The 18,868-nt window shown below is 66.5% G+C and carries 16 protein-coding genes; 15 read left to right on the plus strand and 1 reads right to left on the minus strand.

Features of this window, described 5'->3' with window-relative positions:
* Nucleotides 1–18 precede the first annotated feature (18 nt).
* The 6 genes from GN330_RS06055 (at nt 19) to GN330_RS06080 (ending at nt 6,151) form a co-directional block, all read left to right on the plus strand.
* Complete coding sequence (locus GN330_RS06055; RefSeq protein WP_156711710.1) at nt 19–1,278, plus strand: ABC transporter substrate-binding protein; 1,260 nt, start codon at nt 19–21, stop codon at nt 1,276–1,278.
* 62 nt (nt 1,279–1,340) lie between these two features.
* A complete protein-coding gene (locus GN330_RS06060) occupies nt 1,341–2,270 on the plus strand; it encodes a carbohydrate ABC transporter permease (RefSeq protein WP_156711711.1) in 930 nt (309 codons plus the stop codon).
* Nucleotides 2,271–2,281: 11 nt separating this feature from the next.
* Nucleotides 2,282–3,121: a carbohydrate ABC transporter permease gene (locus GN330_RS06065; protein WP_156711712.1), complete on the plus strand. Its 840-nt coding sequence runs from the start codon at nt 2,282–2,284 to the stop codon at nt 3,119–3,121.
* Nucleotides 3,118–4,179: a Gfo/Idh/MocA family protein gene (locus GN330_RS06070; RefSeq protein WP_156711713.1), complete on the plus strand. Its 1,062-nt coding sequence runs from the start codon at nt 3,118–3,120 to the stop codon at nt 4,177–4,179. Before GN330_RS06065 ends, GN330_RS06070 begins: the two co-directional genes overlap by 4 nt.
* A 73-nt stretch (nt 4,180–4,252) precedes the next feature.
* Nucleotides 4,253–5,251 carry an ABC transporter ATP-binding protein gene (locus GN330_RS06075; protein ID WP_156711714.1) on the plus strand — a complete coding sequence of 333 codons (999 nt, stop codon included), beginning with the start codon at nt 4,253–4,255 and terminating at the stop codon, nt 5,249–5,251.
* A gap of 42 nt (nt 5,252–5,293) precedes the next feature.
* Entirely contained in the window at nt 5,294–6,151 is an 858-nt protein-coding gene (locus GN330_RS06080; protein ID WP_156711715.1) for a sugar phosphate isomerase/epimerase family protein, read from the plus strand.
* A 15-nt stretch (nt 6,152–6,166) separates the two neighbouring features.
* Here GN330_RS06080 and GN330_RS06085 read toward each other — a convergent pair whose 3' ends face one another.
* Nucleotides 6,167–7,879 (minus strand): ArnT family glycosyltransferase, encoded by a 1,713-nt coding sequence (locus tag GN330_RS06085; protein WP_156711716.1) that lies wholly within the window; start codon nt 7,877–7,879, stop codon nt 6,167–6,169.
* Between the two features lie 281 nt (nt 7,880–8,160).
* Between GN330_RS06085 and GN330_RS06090 the strand changes: the two genes are divergently transcribed.
* The 9 genes from GN330_RS06090 (at nt 8,161) to GN330_RS06125 (ending at nt 18,863) form a co-directional block, all read left to right on the plus strand.
* Complete coding sequence (locus GN330_RS06090; RefSeq protein ID WP_156711717.1) at nt 8,161–9,366, plus strand: LptF/LptG family permease; 1,206 nt, start codon at nt 8,161–8,163, stop codon at nt 9,364–9,366.
* A gap of 18 nt (nt 9,367–9,384) precedes the next feature.
* Nucleotides 9,385–10,992 (plus strand): ArnT family glycosyltransferase, encoded by a 1,608-nt coding sequence (locus tag GN330_RS23405; protein WP_197435050.1) that lies wholly within the window; start codon nt 9,385–9,387, stop codon nt 10,990–10,992.
* 77 nt (nt 10,993–11,069) lie between these two features.
* Nucleotides 11,070–11,861: a DUF2334 domain-containing protein gene (locus GN330_RS23410; protein WP_197435051.1), complete on the plus strand. Its 792-nt coding sequence runs from the start codon at nt 11,070–11,072 to the stop codon at nt 11,859–11,861.
* On the plus strand, nt 11,858–13,093 hold the full coding sequence (locus GN330_RS06100) for a lipid-A-disaccharide synthase-related protein (RefSeq protein WP_156711718.1): 1,236 nt from the start codon (nt 11,858–11,860) through the stop codon (nt 13,091–13,093). The genes GN330_RS23410 and GN330_RS06100 overlap by 4 nt, the downstream gene beginning before the upstream one ends.
* The gene (locus tag GN330_RS06105) at nt 13,090–14,097 is read left to right on the plus strand and encodes a glycosyltransferase (RefSeq protein ID WP_156711719.1); all 1,008 of its coding nucleotides are present in this window, start codon (nt 13,090–13,092) and stop codon (nt 14,095–14,097) included. The genes GN330_RS06100 and GN330_RS06105 overlap by 4 nt, the downstream gene beginning before the upstream one ends.
* Nucleotides 14,094–14,834: a GNAT family N-acetyltransferase gene (locus tag GN330_RS06110; RefSeq protein WP_156711720.1), complete on the plus strand. Its 741-nt coding sequence runs from the start codon at nt 14,094–14,096 to the stop codon at nt 14,832–14,834. Before GN330_RS06105 ends, GN330_RS06110 begins: the two co-directional genes overlap by 4 nt.
* Before the next feature lie 99 nt (nt 14,835–14,933).
* The gene (locus tag GN330_RS06115) at nt 14,934–16,157 is read left to right on the plus strand and encodes a glycosyltransferase family protein (protein ID WP_156711721.1); all 1,224 of its coding nucleotides are present in this window, start codon (nt 14,934–14,936) and stop codon (nt 16,155–16,157) included.
* Nucleotides 16,157–17,908: an ABC transporter ATP-binding protein gene (locus GN330_RS06120; protein ID WP_156711722.1), complete on the plus strand. Its 1,752-nt coding sequence runs from the start codon at nt 16,157–16,159 to the stop codon at nt 17,906–17,908. The genes GN330_RS06115 and GN330_RS06120 overlap by 1 nt, the downstream gene beginning before the upstream one ends.
* Nucleotides 17,909–17,912: 4 nt before the next feature.
* On the plus strand, nt 17,913–18,863 hold the full coding sequence (locus GN330_RS06125) for a glycosyltransferase (RefSeq protein ID WP_197435052.1): 951 nt from the start codon (nt 17,913–17,915) through the stop codon (nt 18,861–18,863).
* Nucleotides 18,864–18,868: the final 5 nt, after the last annotated feature.

Here is an 18,868-nt window from a genome sequence, read left to right on the forward strand (position 1 = left end):
CAACAGGGAGGATAATCCATGACACGCAAGACATTGACCGCATTTTTGCTCGGCACGAGCATTTTCGGCCTTGCCGGGCAGGCGCAGGCCCAGGACACCACGCTGACCATCGAAAGCTGGCGCAACGACGATCTCGCCATCTGGCAGGAAAAGCTGATCCCGGCCTTCGAGGCCAAGAATCCCGGCATCAAGGTGGTGTTCTCGCCGTCGGCGCCGACCGAATACAACGCCGCGCTGAACGCCAAGCTCGACGCCGGCTCGGCAGGCGACCTGATCACCTGTCGGCCGTTCGATGCCTCGCTCGAGCTTTATGATAAGGGCCTTCTCGCCGATCTCGCCGGCCTCGCGGGCATGGAAAACTTCACCGACGTCGCCAAATCGGCATGGTCGACCGACGACGGCGCCGCTACCTTCTGCGTGCCGATGGCCTCGGTGATCCACGGCTTCATCTACAACAAGGACGCCTTCGCCGAAGTCGGCGTCGAGGTTCCCAAGACCGAAGGCGAATTCTTCGCCGCCCTCGACAAGCTCAAGCAAGACGGCACCTACATCCCGATGGCGATGGGCACCAAGGATCTTTGGGAAGCCGCCACCATGGGCTACCAGAACATCGGCCCCAGCTACTGGAAGGGAGAGGAAGGCCGCCTGGCCCTCATCAAGGGCGAGCAGAAGCTGACCGACCCGCAATGGGTTGAGCCGTTCGCCGCGCTCGCCAAATGGAAGGACTATCTCGGCGATGGCTTCGAGGCACAGTCCTACCCCGACAGCCAGAACCTGTTCACGCTCGGCCGCGCGGCGATCTACCCGGCCGGCTCGTGGGAGATCTCGTTGTTCAACACCCAGGCCGATTTCGAGATGGGCGCGTTCGCGCCTCCGGTGAAGGCCGCCGGCGACACCTGCTACATCTCCGACCACAACGACATCGCCATCGGCCTCAACGCCAACAGCCCGAACGCCGACGCGGCCAAGACCTTCCTGTCGTGGGTGGCCTCGCCCGAGTTCGCGACCATCTACGCCAACGCCCTGCCCGGCTTCTTTTCCTTGTCCTCGACCCCGGTCGAGATGGAGGACGCGCTGGCGCAGGAATTCGTGTCCTGGCGTGAGAATTGCGAATCGACGATTCGCTCGACCTACCAGATACTGTCGCGTGGCACCCCCAATCTCGAAAACGAGACCTGGGTCAAATCGGCCAATGTGATCAACGGCACCGAAACGCCGGAAGCCGCCGCTGCCGAGCTGCAGAAGGGGCTCGCAAGCTGGTACGATCCGCAGAAATAGGCTCGGATCGAAACTGAACTTCCGGGCCGCCTCCGGGCGGCCCGTCTCCGGGGGACAGGCGCATGGCAGGCGAACGCGCAGACCGCAGACCGACCCGCTGGCACATCGCCGTGTTCCTGGCGCCGGCCGTGCTGATCTACACCGCGGTGATGATCATTCCGCTGTTCGGCACGCTGCAGCTTTCCCTGTTCAGCACCGTCGACAACCGGCAAATATTTGTCGGCCTGAAAAATTTCGCCACGCTGTTCGGCGACGAGCGCTGGGCGGATAGTTTCTGGAACGCACTGTGGAACAACACCTGGTTCTTCATCGTACACATGGTGGTGCAAAACCCGATCGGCGTGCTGCTGGCCGCGCTTTTGAGCCACCCGCGCCTGCGATTCTCCGCCTTTTACCGCACCGCCATCTTCGTGCCGACCATCCTGTCCTTCGTGATCGTCGGCTTTACCTGGAAACTGATCCTCAGCCCGCTATGGGGCGTGGCGCCGGAACTGCTCGACATGATCGGGCTCAAGCACCTCTTCACTCCCTGGCTGGGTAAGGAAGACTACGCGCTGACCACGCTGGGCCTGATCTCGGTGTGGCAGTTCGTCGGCATTCCGATGATGCTGATCTATGCGGCCCTGCTGTCTATCCCGGAAGAAATCCTCGAGGCCGCCGAATGCGACGGCATCACCGGCTTTTCCCAGTTCTGGAAGATCCAGCTGCCGCTGATCCTGCCGGCTATCGGCATCATCTCCATCCTCACCTTCGTCGGCAATTTCAACGCCTTCGACCTGATCTACTCGGCCCAGGGCGCGCTTGCCGGTCCGAACTACGCGACCGACATTCTCGGCACCTTCCTCTACCGCACCTTCTTCGGCTTCCAGTTGCAGATCGGCGATCCCAATATGGGCGCCACCATCGCCTCGATCATGTTCTTCATCATCCTGGCGGGTGTGTGTCTGTATCTCTTCGCCATCCAGACGCGCCTCAGGCGCTACCAGTTCTGAAGGGGGCGACGATGAGCCAGGCCAGATCCTCCCCCGCCCGCACGGCAGCCGCCCACGCGATCCTGATCGTTTACACCCTGATCGCGCTTTTCCCGGTGCTGATCGTGGTGATGAACTCGTTCAAGTCGCGCAAGGCGATCTTTCGCTCGCCGCTGTCGCCGCCGAACGCCGAGACCTTCGACCTGATCGGCTACCAGACGGTGCTGGCGCAGGGCAATTTCCCGCTCTATTTCCAAAACAGCGTCGTCGTCACCGTGGCGGCGCTGGCGATCGTGCTCGTCTTCGGCGCCATGGCCGCGTTCGCGCTCGCCGAATACCGCTTCCGCGGCAACGCGCTGATGGGGCTTTACCTGGCGCTCGGCATCATGATCCCGATCCGTCTCGGCACGGTGGCGATCCTGGAGATGATGGTGGCGAGCGGCCTGGTCAACACGCTGACCGCTCTGGTGCTGGTCTATTCCGCCCAGGGGCTGCCGCTGGCGATCTTCATCCTGACCGAGTTCACCCGCCAGATCTCCGACGATCTCAAGAATGCCGGGCGCATCGACGGCCTGTCGGAATACCGCATCTTCTTCCGCCTGGTGCTGCCGCTGCTGCGCCCGCCCATGGCCACCGTCGCGGTGTTCACGATGATCCCGATCTGGAACGATCTGTGGTTTCCGCTGATCCTGGCGCCGGCCGAGGCCACCAAGACCGTCACGCTCGGCGCGCAGCTCTTCCTCGGCCAGTTCGTCACCAACTGGAACGCGGTGCTGGCCGCCCTGTCTCTGGCCATCCTGCCGGTGATGGTCCTTTATCTGATCTTCTCGCGGCAACTGATCCGCGGCATCACCTCCGGAGCCGTCAAATGAGCCGGAGCGATTCCGTCCGCGTTCTCGTTGCCGGGCTTGGCACGATGGGGCTCGGCCACGCGCTGGCCTATCACGAAAATCCGGGGTTCGAGATCGTCTGCCTGCTCGACCGTTCGGACGTGGTCCTGCCGCCGGTCCTGTCGCATTACCCGCTCCGGCGTGCCTTCGCCGCCGCGCTCGATGAACTGCGCCCCGAACTGGTCTCTATCAACACCTATTCCGACAGTCATGCCGACTACGCCGTCATGGCGATCGAGGCCGGCGCGCATGTCTTTGTCGAAAAGCCGCTGGCGACCACTCTCGCCGATGCCGAGCGTGTCGTGGCCGCCGCCAGGGCCAACGACCGCAAGCTCGTCGTCGGCTACATTCTGCGCCACCACCCGTCCTGGATGCGGCTGATCGCCGAGGCGAGGGCGCTCGGCGGCCCCTACGTCTTTCGCATGAACCTGAACCAGCAATCGAGCGGGCCAAGCTGGGCGACGCACAAGCAGCTCATGAAGACCACCGCGCCGATCGTCGATTGCGGCGTGCATTATCTCGACGCGATGTGCCAGATCACCGACGCCCGGCCGGTCGAGGTGCGCGGCATGGGCCTCAGGCTTTCCGACGAGATCGCGCCGGACATGTATAATTACGGTCATCTCCAGGTGTTGTTCGACGATGGGTCCGTCGGCTGGTACGAGGCCGGCTGGGGGCCGATGATGTCGGAAACCGCCTTTTTCGTGAAGGACGTGATCTCGCCAAACGGTAGCGTATCGATCGTCATGGACAACGACGCGAGATCCGACGACGTCGACACCCACACCAGGACCGGGGTCATCAGACTGCATCGCGCCGAGACGGACGCGGAGGGGCGCTTCGTCCGCGCCGACGAACTCCTGTCGATGCAGGGCGAACCGGATCATCAGGGCCTGTGCGATCTTGAGCAGGCTTTTGTGCTCAGCGCGATCCGCCAGGATATCGATCTGGCGCGGCACATGGACGATGCGGTTACATCGCTACGCATTTGTCTCGCCGCCGACGAAAGCGTGCGCTCGCAAAAAGCGGTCCGGCTGTGAGCGGGCGCAAGGATTGCAAAGGGTCGCAGGTTCGCGCCCGGCCGGGTGGTTGCGGCAAGCGAAGGGACTTCCCATGGACGCGCTGAAACTCGAAAACATCCGCAAATCCTTCGGCCAGGTGGAGGTGCTCAAGGGCATCGATCTGGAGGTTGCCGACGGCGAATTTGTCGTCTTTGTCGGCCCGTCCGGCTGCGGCAAGTCGACTCTGCTGCGGATCATCGCCGGGCTGGAGGACGCGACCGCGGGCGACGTGGCCATCGGCGGCGTGCGCGTCAACACCGTGCCGCCGGCCAAGCGCGGCATCGCCATGGTGTTCCAGACCTACGCGCTTTATCCGCATCTGAGCGTGCGCGACAATATGGGGCTGGGGCTGAAACAGTCCGGCGCGCCGGCGGCCGAAATCGCCCGGCGGATCGAGATCGCGTCGACCATGCTGTCGCTCGAACCCTATCTGGCGCGGCGGCCGGCCGAGTTGTCGGGCGGCCAGCGTCAGCGCGTGGCGATCGGCCGCGCGGTGGTGCGCGAGCCCAAACTGTTTTTGTTCGACGAGCCGCTGTCCAATCTCGACGCAGCGCTGCGCGTCAACACCAGGCTGGAGATCGCGCAACTGCACAAGCGGCTGTCGGCGACGATGATCTACGTCACCCACGATCAGGTCGAGGCGATGACGCTCGCCGACCGGATCGTGGTTCTCAACGCCGGCCGCGTCGAGCAGATCGGCGCGCCGATGGAGCTCTACAACAACCCGGCCAACGAATTCGTCGCCGGCTTCATCGGCTCGCCGAAGATGAACTTCATCGACGGGGCGCGGCTGGGCGAAACCGCCCGGACCGTCGGCGTGCGGCCCGAACATCTGGCCGTCGACCGCGACAAGGGCGACTGGAAGGGCACGGTCATTCACGCCGAGCATCTCGGCGCCGACACCAATCTTTATATCGATACCGAAAAGGCCGGCCTGCTGACCGCGCGCATTTTCGGCGAATTCAGAGCCGAGGCCGGCGAAACCATCTTCGCCACGCCCGATCCCGCCCGCACTTGCCGGTTCGACGCCGAAGGTCGTACGCTGCGCTGACCGCCCGACGGGCGCGGCTGGAGACGAGCGGGGGAACCGTCGATGAAGATCGGCTTTTGCATGTTCTTGTGGACGACCCATGTCGAGGCGACGCACGAGGCGCTGCTCAGAGACCTGAAACGGGCCGGCTACGACGGCGTCGAAATCCCCGTCTTCGAGGGCGTGCCGGACGACTATGCGCGGCTCGGCGCCCTGCTCGACGCGATCGGGCTGCAACGCACCGCAGTGTCAGCAATCGGCGACCCGGCGATGAACCTGATTTCGCCGGATGCGACCACGCGCGCGGCCGGTGTCGACTACATGAAATGGGCGATCGACTGCACGGCCGCGCTCGGCGCCGACACGCTGTCCGGCCCGCTGCACTCCACGCTCGGCCACTTTTCCGGCGAGGGGCCGACGGCGGCCGAGTTGCAGCGTTCCGTCGCGGCCCAGCGCGCGATCGGCGACCATGCGGCGCAAAGGGGCGTGACCATCGGGCTCGAGGCGCTCAACCGCTTCGAATGTTATCTCCTCAACACGATGGACGCGCTCGCCGACCATCTCGACCGGATCGATCATCCGCATATCAAGGCGATGTACGACACCTTCCACGCCAATATCGAGGAGCAGGAGCCGATCGCCGCGTTCGAGCGCAATCTCGGCCACATCGTCCACGTCCATATTTCCGAAAACGACCGCGGCGTGCCCGGCCGCGGCAACGTTCCCTGGGCTGACACTTTTCGGGCGATCCGCGGTTCCGGTTACGACCGCTGGCTGACGATTGAGGCCTTCGGCCGCGGCCTCAAGGATCTGGCGGCGGCCACCAAGGTCTGGCGCGACTTCGCCGAAAGCCCCGAGGCGGTCTACCGCGACGGCATCGCCCATATCCGCGCCGGCTGGCAGGCGGCCGGCACCGCGTGAGGCCGGCGCCCGGCGTCAGGTCGGCGCCGCGCAGGCCGCGCCCTTCGCGCGCCAGGCCATCACCACGTAGATGTCGTAGTCGACGATGCGCCGGTCGACCGCGACCGGGTTCGGCAGGTCCGCCGCCCGCTGCCGCCAGTCCTTTTCGCGCATCGCCACGGTACCGCAATCGTGCGCGGCGACGGCGCGTGCCAGCGCCGGCCAGGTCGACACATGCGCGATGGCGCGGCCGGCATGGTAGTCGTAAATGCCGCCGCTATGGGGGTGGTAGAAATAGAGCGCGTCGCCGGCATCGCCGCGCGCGGCCAGGATTTCCGCCTGGGCGCGGGGCGACATGGTGTCGTTCAGCCCCCGGATCGTGATCAGGTAATAGGGCAGGATCGCCAGCGTCATGCCGACCGCCATCGCCATGCCGAATACCAGCGGCCGGCTTCCGCGCAACGCCAGGACCGCGGCGACCAACGGTAGCGCCGCGATCATGACGATCGCGCCACCTTGCACGCGCGCGGGCCACAAGGTCAGGTGATGCGCAAAGGGCAGCGCTGCCGCCACGGTGGCGAGCACCAGGCCGATTGCAAGGAAATAGCGCCGGCGCGTCACCGCCGCCATGCGCAGGATCGCTTCGGCGATCAGCAGCGCGCACAGTGGATAAAGCGGGACGAGCAGAAAGGCGATCTTGTAGTCGAAGCTGGAGATCAGACCCAGGCTGACAAGCAGGGCGCACCACACGTAACCGAGCCCGCGCTGCCTGGCGCCGGCATGCGGGTCGGCGCGGAGAAGCCGGCGCCACGAGGCGGGCTGGACGAGCCGCCGCCAGGGCAAAAAGAACAGGATCAGCGACCACGGCAGCAGGATCTCGGCCAGCTTGTGCAGGTAGAAATAGACCGGATTCGACAGGCGCGGCGTGTCGACGGCGCGGTTCCAGGTCTGGTCGATCAGGATCGCGCGGATGAAATCCGGTCCTTCGACCAGATAGACGCCGACGAGGTAGAGCGCGCCGACGGCAAGCAGCAGGCCGAGGCCGGCGAGCGTCGTTTTCGACCGCAGCGCGCTCCACCGTCGCTGGCGCGCCAGCCACACGGTGAGCGACAAAATCGGCATCAGCAGGCCGGCCGGCCCCTTGGTCAACAGCGCGGCGGCCGTCGCGGCGAAGCCGGCCAGCGCCCACATCTGCGTCCGTCGTGCCGCGCCGTCATAGGCCTTGAAGAAAAACACATGGCCAAGCACGATGAAGGCGGCAAACAGCAGATCCATGCGCGGCATGTGCGCCCGCTCGATGAAGAAGTGGTTCGACAGGAGAACCAGCCCGGCCAGGAGCGCGACCCGCCGCCCGAGGCCGAACTGGCGCGCCGCGAACACCGTCACCGACACCAAAATCCCGGCCGAGATCGCCGCGGCCAGGTTGAAGACCACCGGTTCGCGGCTGCCGACGAGCCAGGAAATGCCGGCAACCATCCAGAAATAGAGCGGCGGCTTGTCGGGATAGGGCACATCGGACAGGTAAAGCACCAGCCAATAGCCGTTCTCCATCATCTGCATGAAGGCGGCGGCGTGGCGGGTCTCGTCGGTGAACCAGACATCCTTGACCCACAGTGTCGGCAGGGTCTGAACCGCCAGGATCAGCAACAGCACCAGATAGGGATGGCGCGTGGCCAGCCCGATCCAGCGCGAAACGGGGTTCGCGCCCGTGCGGTCGCCCGATCCGGCGTGCATCATCGCGATCCGCATCCCCCGTCACCGCCCGGCATCCGGTCGCGAGCCTGGTCCGGGCGGTTGTCCTCGTCTTTTGCCCGCACCGCCAACAGGCCTAGCCGATCGCCTGTGTCGAATGCCCTGCACCCGCGCAATCGCATATCCCTTCCCGGATCGGGGGCTCCGGCGGCCGCCGCGGCCGCCAGGATGGCGTCTTATGCGCGCCATTCCTTCCCCGGCGCAATACTGCTAACGTCTGCGGGCATTTTTCAAGCGGGGCGCGCCCCGGCACCCCCGGCCGGTGGCGGAATGGCTGAATGAATCTGGTGGAGCGCTACATCTTTCGGCGGATGTTCGAATTCGCCACCATCGCGCTGGCGATCCTGACGCTCGTCATTCTCACCACCCAGCTTCTCAATCACATCGGCTTCCTGGTCGAGTCGCGCCAGTCCTTCCTGACGCTGGTGACGCTGGCGCTGATGCTGGTGCCGACGGTTCTGGTCGCGATCGCCCCGTTTGCCTTCCTGGTCGGCGCGATCGTGATCCTGGATGCCATGAATGCCGATTCCGAACTCGCGGTGATCGAGGCCGCCGGCGCCGGCCCGGCGACCTATATCCGCCCCGTCTTCCTGCTTGCCGCGCTGACGGCGGCCTTGTGTTTCGTCGTCAGCGTATGGGTGGAGCCGCTGGCCAACCGCAAGGTCCGCGACATCGCCGCCACCGCCAATGCCGACCTGGTTCGCGCCGCCGTCAGCGCCGGCGAATTCAAGGAGATCGAGGACGGGCTGTTCATCTCGGTGGATTCGTTCGGCGCCGAGGGCGAATTGCTCGGCGTGTTCATCGTCGACCGGCGCACCAGCGAGCGCACATCCTATATCCACGCCAGGAGCGGACAGCTCGCCCCGGTGAAGGGCGGCGGCTTCCTGTTGCTGACCAATGGCGAGATGCAGTCGGACTCCGAACCGGGCAAGCTCAGCTCGATCCGTTTCCAGACCCTGTCGCTCGACCTGTTCACCTATCGCGGCCGTATGGGCGTCAACTATTCGCCGCGGCAATATCATACCGGCGACCTGCTGGCACTCGATCCCGCTTCCGCCGAGCCCGGGTTCCCGCCCGACAAGGTCGCCAAGGAAATCAATCGCCGGTTCACCGACTGGCTCTACCCGCTCGCCTTCGCGCCGCTTCTGATCGTGTTCGGCGGCGGCGCACGCTCGATGCGTTCGCGGCAGCGCATCCTCCTGCTGGGTGCCGCGCTTTCGGGGTTTCTGGTGCGCGGCGTCGGCTATCTGGCGCTCGACGGATCGGGCCAAAGCACACTCGCCGCGATATTCGCCTATGCGATTCCGATCGGCGCCTTTGCCTTGTTTTCAGCGTTCGCGTTCGGCGACGGCCGGTCGCTACGATTCGGGCGCTGGCGACGTCTGCCGGCGTCTTATTCCGGCGGCGAGACAGCGGCGCCGAGCGCGCCCCGCCTGTCCAGGCGGGGCGTCGACCAGCCGGTCGCCGCCGCCGATGGCGGGTGAGCGGGCGTCCGGGCTTCCATGACCGACCGGCATATTTTTCATCGGCTGCGTTGGTTGCTGCGCAGGCCGTGGCTCGTTGTGCTTTTCATAGTCGCCGCGCAGCACGTGCTGCTTGTGTGGTCGCGTGATCTGTGGTGGGCCGACGAGGTCCGCCACGCCGACGTGCTGCGCCACATGGTCGAACAGGGCGACTGGCTCGCCCTGCGTTTGAACGGCGGTGTCTACCCGGACAAGCCGCCGGTCTATTTCTGGCTGCTCGCGCCCTTCGTCTGGTTGCGGGGGACGATCGACGCGCCATTGTTGCTGTCCGTGCATGCACTCACGGTGGCCGCGGCGATGCTGGCTTTGCTGGCGTTGGCGCGCGCCGTCGGCGTCGGGCGCGGCGTGGGGCTGACGGCGTCCGTCATCTTCGCCACCGGCACCTACGTTCTCGTGCTCTCCCATTATGCGCGCATGGACTTTTTGTTCACCGCGCTCATCGGCCTGTCGTGGGCCTGCCTTTTCGTCGGCGCGCGCACCCGGTCCACATCGCCCGCCATGATATGGGGATTCGTGTTTGCGGCGCTGGCGACCCTGACCAAGGGGCCGTTCGGGGCCGCGCTGCCGCTTGCCGCGCTGGTGTCGTTTCTGATCCTGGGGCGGAATCTCAAACGGCTTGCCGCGGTCGATGTCGGGCTCGGGCTCGCGCTTGGGCTCGGACTTGTCGGCCTGTGGGTCTACGGCATCGGCCTGGCCGGCGGTCCGGCCTATGTCGAGGCGATCTTTTCTGGCCAGATCGGCGAGCGTGTCGCAAACGGCCGCGACGGCGTGCTCGGCATGCTGCGCTATGTCGCCACCCTGCCGCTGGTCTTCTTGCCCTGGAGCCTGGTTTTCCTCATGCCGGCCGGCAGAAATGCGTCGCGCGGCGCCGCGCCGGCCGCCGACGGGTTTCGGTATGCCTGGTCGGCTGCGCTCTCGGGTTTCGTGATCGTCAGCCTGGTCGGGGAAAAGCACGAATATTACCTGCTGCCGCTGCTGCTGCCGCTGTCGATCCTGGCCGCGGCCAGGCTGCTGCGCCTGGCGCCGGCCTCCCGGGGGCGTTTCTGGGCTGCGGTGGCGCTGTTTTTCGTGTTGATCGCAGGCGTGCTGGTGGTCGCGCCCGCCGTCGTGCCCTATCGGCTCTGGCTGCCCGGTCTCGTCCTGTGCGCGGCGCTGTCCGCCGCGACGGCGCTCGCCCTGTTTCGGGCGCGCCGGCGCGCGGCGGTCGTCACGCTGGCGGTCTTGCTTGCCGGACAGACCCTTTGGATCAACGCCGTCGGGCTGGCCGTCATGCCCTCGCTCAACGCCGTCTTCAGTCCGAAACCGGTCGCCGCGGCGCTGCAGCCCTATCTGCAAGGCGGCCATCGCCTCGCCGCCTACGGGTTGGTGCGCGGTGTGCTCGGCCACGATCTCAAGGCGACCTACCCGGAATTTCGCGACCGGGACGCGCTTCGGGCCTGGATCGAGGCGCAGGAAAAGCCGCTGGTCGTCATGCCGCGTCCGCGCTGGCGGCGCGATTTCGCGGAGGACGCGACGCTGGAAATCGTTGCCGAGGTGCCGTTGGCGGGCGCCGTGCTGGTGATTGCGGCGGCCGGCGTGGAGCGATAGGAAAGATGTCATGGCCCATGCGTCCTGGCGCGCCAGGCACGGTGGCTGATGGTCTTTGCGAGCTGGAAAGTCGATCGGTGTCGAAGCCGCGCTTGAAGCCAGACGGATGGTCCCGGTTCTACATACCGGAGGTTCACGACGTCCATCCGCGGATGGAGGCGTCGCTCGAAGAGCTGCTCGCCCTGTTGCCGCCCGCCGCCCGAGACCGTGCCGCCCTGCTGGTCGTGCCGAATTGGCAGGGACGGGAACCGCTCGAGCGAGACGGCGCGCTCGTCGCGCGCCTGCAGGCCCATCGCGGCGAAAAGGTTTTGCATGGCTGGACCCATTCGCTCGGTCCCGAGTTCTGGAACTGGCTGGTTTACGGCCACGACAACCGCTCCGAATTTGCCCGGCTCGGCCGCGACGAGGCGCTCGACCGGCTGCGCAAGGGCCGGGCGATGCTGGTCGAGACGCTTGGCGCGGCTCCGCGCTGGTTCTGTGCGCCGCGCTGGCAGCAGGCGCCGACGGTCGCCGCCGCGCTCGGCCGGGTCGGGATAGCGCACCACCAGACGGCACGCGGATTGATGCATGACGGCGGTTTCGTGCCCTGTCCGGCGTTGAATTTCGACGAGGGCGAGCGCCGCCTCAAGGCGGCCCTCGCCGGCCTGGCCCGCCGGCCGGCCACTGCCAGGCTGCTGCGCACGCAGACCCCGTTTCGCTTGACGCTGCATCCCGCCGACGCGATCCGCCCCGCGATCCGGATCGAGATCGAAGCTTTTGTGCGGACGCTCGAGGCCGATGGCTGGCGGCCCGTCAGCCTCGACGAGGCGGCCGCGCGCTGGCAGGGCACGTGCGCCTCCGCTGCGGCCGGCGAGGCGGAACCGCCATGAAGGACGTGCTTTTTCTCGGCAACGGTCACGGCGAGGATACGATCGCCGTCAAGGTCCTGAAACAGCTCCGCGCGCAGGCCGGACCGGACGCACTCGCCATCGAAGCCTGGCCGATGGTCGGCGCCGGCAATGCCTTTCGCAAGGCCGGCGTCCCGGTGGTCGGCGCGCTCAACACGCTGCCCAGCGAAGGGTTCGCGACGCTCGACTGGTCGATGATGTGGCGCGACCTGCAGGCCGGTTGGATCGCGACCCACTGGCGCCAGGTCCGCGCCGCGCGCGCCATGGCCGGCCGTTACCGCGTGATGGTGGCGGTCGGCGACATCGTGCCGATCGCCGCCGCCGTTCTGGCGCGTACCCCGTTCTATTTTGTCGGTTCGGCCAAATCCTCCTATTATGACGCCCTGCACGGCTATACCGGCCTGGAAAAGAGGCTCTTGAGACGGCATTGCCTGACGACCTTCCCGCGTGACGCCTTTACGGTGAGCGAGCTGGAGCGCGCGCGCGTGCCGACGCTTTATCTCGGCAATCCGATGATGGACGAGCTCGATGTGAGCGGGCGCGGTCTGGGTGTCGCCGATAAAACGACAGTCGTCGCCATGCTGCCCGGGTCGCGTGCCGACGCGACCGAAAACCTGCTCGACCTTCTCGAGGCGGCCGCCTCCGTCGCGCCCGGGGTGGACCCGTTGTGTTTTGCCTTCGCGCTCCATCCCGACGCCGACCTCGAGGCGACCCGGCGGCTGATCGCCGAGGACCCGCGTGCGGCCGCATGGCGGCCGTCTGCCGACGCCGCACAAGGCGGGTCGGGGCCGATCTTTTATCGCGGACCCGCGGCGTCTTCCGCCATGTTGGCAACCGACGCGTTCGCCGACATCCTGCACAGGGCGACGTTGGCCGTCGGCATGGCGGGCACCGCCAACGAACAGGCGATCGGGCTCGGCCTGCCGCTGATCACGGTGCCCGGATCGGGCTCGCAGGGTGAAAAATATGTGCGCATGAAGATAGAGTATTTCGGCCCGGCCGCCGTCGCCGCGGCGCGCCGGCCGGAGGCGATCGCCGGCGCGGTGTCGCGCCTGCTCGCCGATCCGCAGGCGCGGGCGCGCATGCAGGCGGCCGGCCGTGAACGCATGGGCGAACCCGGCGCCAGCCGCGCCATCGCCGGCCACATCCTGGCCGGACTTGCCAGTGCCAGGCTCCGCGCCGTGGACGGCGCCACGCCGGGAAAAGCGGCATGAGCCCGCGCTTTTCGGTGGTCGTCACCGCGCATAATGAAGGCGATGCCATTGCCGCCTGCCTGCACGCGATCTCCCGCCAGGACGGCGTCGCCGACGATGAACTCGAAATCGTTGTGGTCGACGACCGGAGCACCGACGACACGGCCGGGGTCGCGCGCGCCTGCGCTGTCGAGGGGCTGCGTCTCATCCGCATCGACGAGGCGGCGGCGACGTCCTTGACCGCGCGCCAGAATGCGCTTGATCTCGGTTTTCGCGCCGCGCGCGGGCAGATCGTGCTCGTCCTCGACGCAGACGCGTTGGTGGAGCCGGACTGGCTGAGGCGCATGACCGCTCAAATCCTCGACGGCCGTGCCGACGCGGTGGCGGGACGGGTGCGGTTTCGCGGCGGCGGCGCGCTTGCGGCCTGGCAGAGCGTCGACGCCGCGTTCTATCTCGGCGTGTGCTGGCTTTTGTCCTGGCTTGGGCTCGATCGGGGCGTTCTGTTCGGCAATTTCTGCTTTTTGCGGTCGGCCTACCTCGCCGTTGGCGGGTTCGCGGCGATCGGGCCGACCCTCACCGAAGATCTCGCCTTTGCGCGCTCGCTCGCCAGGACGGGTTGCCGGATAGCCTATGACGACCCGACGGTGAGCGTACGCGCTGCTCCAGACTGGCAAAGCCTGATCGCGCGCGCCAAGCGCGTCGGCTCTGGCCCGGTCGCGCCGCTTTCGGTGGCGCTTGCCGCCTGGATGGCGCTGCTGCCGATCTTCGCCATTGCCGCACTCGCCAGCGGATCGGCGGCGCTCTGGGCCGCCTTCGCGGTCCGCTATCTTGCCGGTGCCGCCTTCGTCGCCGCCAACCTTCTCGCTGGCGGGCTCCGCCGGCTTTTGCCACTGGCGCTTTTCTACGAGCCGCTGGCGATCGCGATCGGGCTGTGGGTCATTGTGGCCGTCGCGCTCGATCCGCGCGTGACATGGGGCGGACGGGTCTATCGCCAACCCGGCAAGGACCCGGTGAAAGCGCCATGAGCCCCGCACGATCGAGAACGGGAACCATCCGACCCTTTGAACCGCGCGACCGCGATGCCGTGCGCAAGATCTGCCGCAAGACCGCCTATCGCAATCTCGGCTCCCGGGCGGTGTTCGAGGACGATGAGCTTTTCGCCGATTATTGGTGCAATTACTACACCGATCACGAACCCGAATCCTGCCTCGTCGTGGAGGAGGACGGCGCGGTCGTCGGCTATCTGTTCGGCTGCGTCGACGCGCGGCGTCATGTCAAATTGATGTCCCGGCGCATCATGCCGCCCCTGGTCGCCAAGATGCTGTGGCGGCTTGCCACCGGCCGTTACCGCGAGCCCGTGACACGGCGCACAATACGCTATTTGCTGTTTCGCTCCTGGAAGGAAGCCCCGCCCGTGCCGGTCGAGCGGTTTCCGGCCCATTATCATTGCAACCTTTTGCGCAAGGCGCATGGTGGCCGCTACTATTCCACCATGGCGGTCATCTTCCTCGACCGCCTGAAGGCGTTGGGGGTCGCCGGGCTGCACGGCCAGGTCGAGGAGCCGGTAAGCGGGGGGCCGTGGCAGCATATGGTCAACAACTACAAGCGCGACGACCTGATGGATTATTACGCCGAGAGTCCTTCCAGTTTCCATCGCATCGTGCGCGGCGTCGAAAAACCGATGGTCAACCGCGTTTGGGGCATCAAGCTCGAAACCTACCGGATGTGGCTCTTGTGGATTGCGCGCGACTTCCGTATCTGACGGGCGGGAATGGAATTGCACGCGCGGCACATTGCGCGGCGCGTCTCTCCCTTCAAGGCCATGTCCCGGCCGTTCGGTTGATGCCGAAAAGGGAAATTGATGGGATCTCGCGCTCAGGCTGAGATCGTTTTCACCGTGAACGGACCGGGCGAAGTGTCCGGCTGGCTCTACCCGCTTGCCAATGCCCTCAAGGACATCGCGCCCGATATCCGGATTACGGCCGCCATCGTTCCATGTGTTTTCTCCAGCGGTGCCGAAAGCGACGTCATCCGCCAGTTTTCCTTTGTCGACGGTCATTGCGCGATCGAGGCGTCAAAAGCGCTGATCACGCGCAACCGAACACCGGCCGGTATCGAGCGCGACCTGCCGGGGCTGGTCTTCCATCTCGGCGGCGACCGCTATCTCACCTGGTTGATCGCCAAGCGGCTCGGTCGCCCCTGTCATGCCTATCTCGAGGCGCGCTCGGCCATGGAGTGGCGTTTCGACCGGGTATTTTATTCCGGTCTCGCCGGAGACGAACACGGCGTGCCGGTTCCGAATGAAACCTATGTCGGCGAGTTGATGGTCGATGCCGCCAGGCTGCGCTGTCCCGAACGCTTTACCCGTCAGCGCGATAGGACCGTGATCGCCCTTTATCCCGGCAGCCGCGACTACATCGCCAAATACATCCTGCCCTTCTACGGCGCCGTCGCCGACCTGGTGTCGCGCCAGCGCCCGGATATCGAATGGGTGCTGGCGAAATCGGATTATCTCTCGTTGGATTTCCTGGCCAATCTATCTGACGTCGATGACGGCCGCCCGATCGACGCGGTCGCGCTCGATTGGCGGCGGGACGGTGACGGCGCCCGCCTTCTCACGCCCGGTGGCAACGCCATCGAGGTCGCCCGCCCGGCGGACGCCGCGGCGCGCGCGCGTCTTGCCCTGACCCTGCCCGGCTCCAATACGGCCGAGCTCGCCGCGCTGGGGCTGCCGATGCTGGTGACGCTGCCGACTTACTGGGCCGAAACCAGCCCGATGCCCGGCCTTGCCGGTCATATTGGCCGCCTGCCGCTGGGTGGAAAATACATCAAGCGCGCGCTCGGCCACGCTTATCTGCGTACCTTGTCCTTCACCGCGCACCCCAATCGACGCGCGGGCAGGATGGTGACGCCCGAGATCGTCGGCCGCCTGACCGCCGCGCAGATCGCCGCGGCGGTGCTCGACATGCTCGGCGGCGATCTCGCCGCGATGGAAAGCGAACTGCGCCTCGCTATGGGCGCGCCAGGCGCCGCTCGCCGTGTCGCCGAGGCGCTCGTGGCCGATCTCGTCCCACAGGCCGCCTGATGGCCGTCACACGTCATATCTCCTGGCTTGCCGGCGAACTGTGGCGGCGGCGCAGCGAGTTCGTCGCCGCGCTTGTCGCGACGGCGGTTTCGGCCGGCCTCTATTTGTTGATGCCGGGCTGGGCGGCAACGCTTGTCCGGTCGGTGTTCCCTAGCGGCGAAACGATGGCGCTGGCATGGCACCTGGCGCTCGGCCTGGCGATTTTCGGCGCCGCCTCGGTGTTCACCTTCGTCCGGGTCTATCTGATGACGCGGCTGAGTCAGCGCATCACCGCTTCGGTGCGCATGCGCATCTTCACCGACATTCTGGCGACCGCGCCGCGCAACCTGCATGCCTTGCGCGGCGGCGAGCTGGTCTCGAGCTTCTCCAACGATCTGCAGGTTTTCCAGCACGCCATGACCCGGGTGGTCGCTTCGCTGATTCCGGCGATCATCCTGGTGGTCTGCTTCTCCGTCGCGATGGCCTGGACCAATTGGCGGCTTTTCGTCTGCGCGATCGTGCTCGTCAGCCCGCTCGCCTGGATCACCTCGCGCTTCGGCCGCACGTTGCACGCCAAGGCACATTTGTCGCAGCGGCAGCTGGCGACGCTGGTCGGGCGGTTCGAGGAAACGGTGCGCGGCGCCAAGGAGATCAAATCCTATTGCCTCGAAGACCAGTCGATTCGGCAATTCGAAGTGCTCAACCGCGGGGCGCTCACCGTCCAGATCGAACGCGACATGATGGAATCGCTGCATCCCGCCGCCGTCGCCATGGCGGCCGCGCTCGGCATATCGGCGATGATGTTCGCCAGCGCCTTCATGCTGTCGCGCGGCTTGATATCGCTCGGGGAGCTGACCTCCTTCCTGGTGATCGTCGGCCTGGCCTACCCGTCGCTGCAGGAAGGTAGCCACTCGATCGGCCAGTTGATCCAGCTCTTCGCCGTGCTCGAGCGCTTCGAGGTCATCATGGGCCTGCCGCGCGAGCGCGACGGCACCGCGACGCCGGCTGACGCGCCGCTGCGCGGTGATATCCGCTTCGACAAGGTGCGGTTCCTGCACCAGCCGGGCGGCTTCGCCTTCGAGGATTTCGACCTGACCATCCCGGCCGGGCAGCGTGTCGCCATTGTCGGGCCGAGCGGCGCCGGCAAGTCGACCCTGCTCGACCTTCTGCCACGCTTTCTGTCGCCCGAGGCCGGCCGGGTGGTGATTGACGGCACGGACGTCGCGGCCATGCGGCTTGCCGATTTGCGGGGATCGATCGGCATCGTCTTCCAGGAGCCGGCGATCTTCGAGAGCAGCCTGATCGACAACATCCGCCTCGGCGACCCGGACGCACCGATGGAAAAGGTCATGCAGGCCGCACACGCGGCCCATGTCGACGAGTTCGCCCGGCGCCTCCCGGGCGGCTACGACGCGCCGGTCGCTGTCCGCGGTCTCAACCTGTCGCTCGGTCAGAGGCAGCGCATCGCGATCGCGCGCGCCTTCCTGAAGGACCCGCCGATCCTGATGCTCGACGAACCGACCTCCGCGCTCGACACCGTGTCCGAACAGCTCGTGCGCGATGCGATAGAGCGCGTCTCGGCCGGGCGCACGACGCTGATCGTGGCGCACAGGATCAGCACGGTGCGTGGCGTCGACAGGATCATCGTGCTCGACCGCGGTCGGATCGTCGAGGATGGCGATCACGAAACGCTGTTCGGGCGCGGCGGGCTCTATCGCCGGCTCTACCGGGAGCAGATGCACGAACCCGAGCCCGGCACGGTGGCGGAGTGAGGCGGTGACCGGCGCCGGAACCCTCAGCGTCATCGTGCCGACCCGCAACCGCGCGGCCGTGCTGCGGCTGTCCTTGCCGCGCCTGTTCACCCAGACGCTTGCTCCCGACGCCTATGAGGTGATCGTGGTCGACGACGCCTCAAGCGACGATACCGAGGCCGTTCTGCGGGAATTCGCTCGGGAAAATCTCGTCGTAACGCGGCTTGCCGTTCATGCCGCCGCCGCCGCGGCGCGCAACCGCGCGCTCGAACTGGCCCGTGGCGATACGCTCGTTTTTCTCGACGACGATTGCCTGGTCGCGCCCGACTTCCTGCAACAGCACGCCGCTGCGCAGGCGCGCCGGCCGGGCTCGGTCGTCACCGGTCCGATCGTTGACGTCTTGGAGCCGCCGGCAGAGGCGTCGCCGCCGCGCCATCGCTTTGCGGGCTGGCATCGCAATCCCTTCCCGACCGGCAACGTATCGGTGGCCCGGGCCGACATCGTGGCCGCGGGCGGCTTTGACGAGGACTTCACTGCCTATGGCTGGGAAGACCCGGAAATGTTCGAGCGGCTTGCTCTGCGCGGGCTGAAACGACGCTATTGCGGCGCCGCGCCCGTCTTCCACTACAAGCCGCCGGCGATGCGGCGCGCTTTTTTCGATCGTATCCGGCTCGAGCGCGAGCGCGGCGCGATGGGGGCGCTGTTTTATGCCAAGCACCGGCGCCTTTCCGTCGGCTGGCGGACCAAGCAGCTTGGCGCGATCCGGCTTCTCGACCGCCTGGTCGACCGGGTGGCCGATCTCGACGGGCGACTTGCGGCCGCCTCTGAGACCGGCAGGGAACCGAACTCGGCTTGGCTTCGCCTGCTTCTGGTCAACCATGCCGAGATCGAGGCCGGCTGGCGCATGTGGGAGCGACTCGGGCCGGAAAAACGCGCTGCCTTGCGCGCCGCGGCCTTGCGGCGCACGGCGAACTAGTTTGT

It is taken from the genome of Nitratireductor arenosus (genome assembly GCF_009742725.1).
In the GTDB taxonomy this organism is placed as follows: domain Bacteria; phylum Pseudomonadota; class Alphaproteobacteria; order Rhizobiales; family Rhizobiaceae; genus Mangrovimarina; species Mangrovimarina arenosa.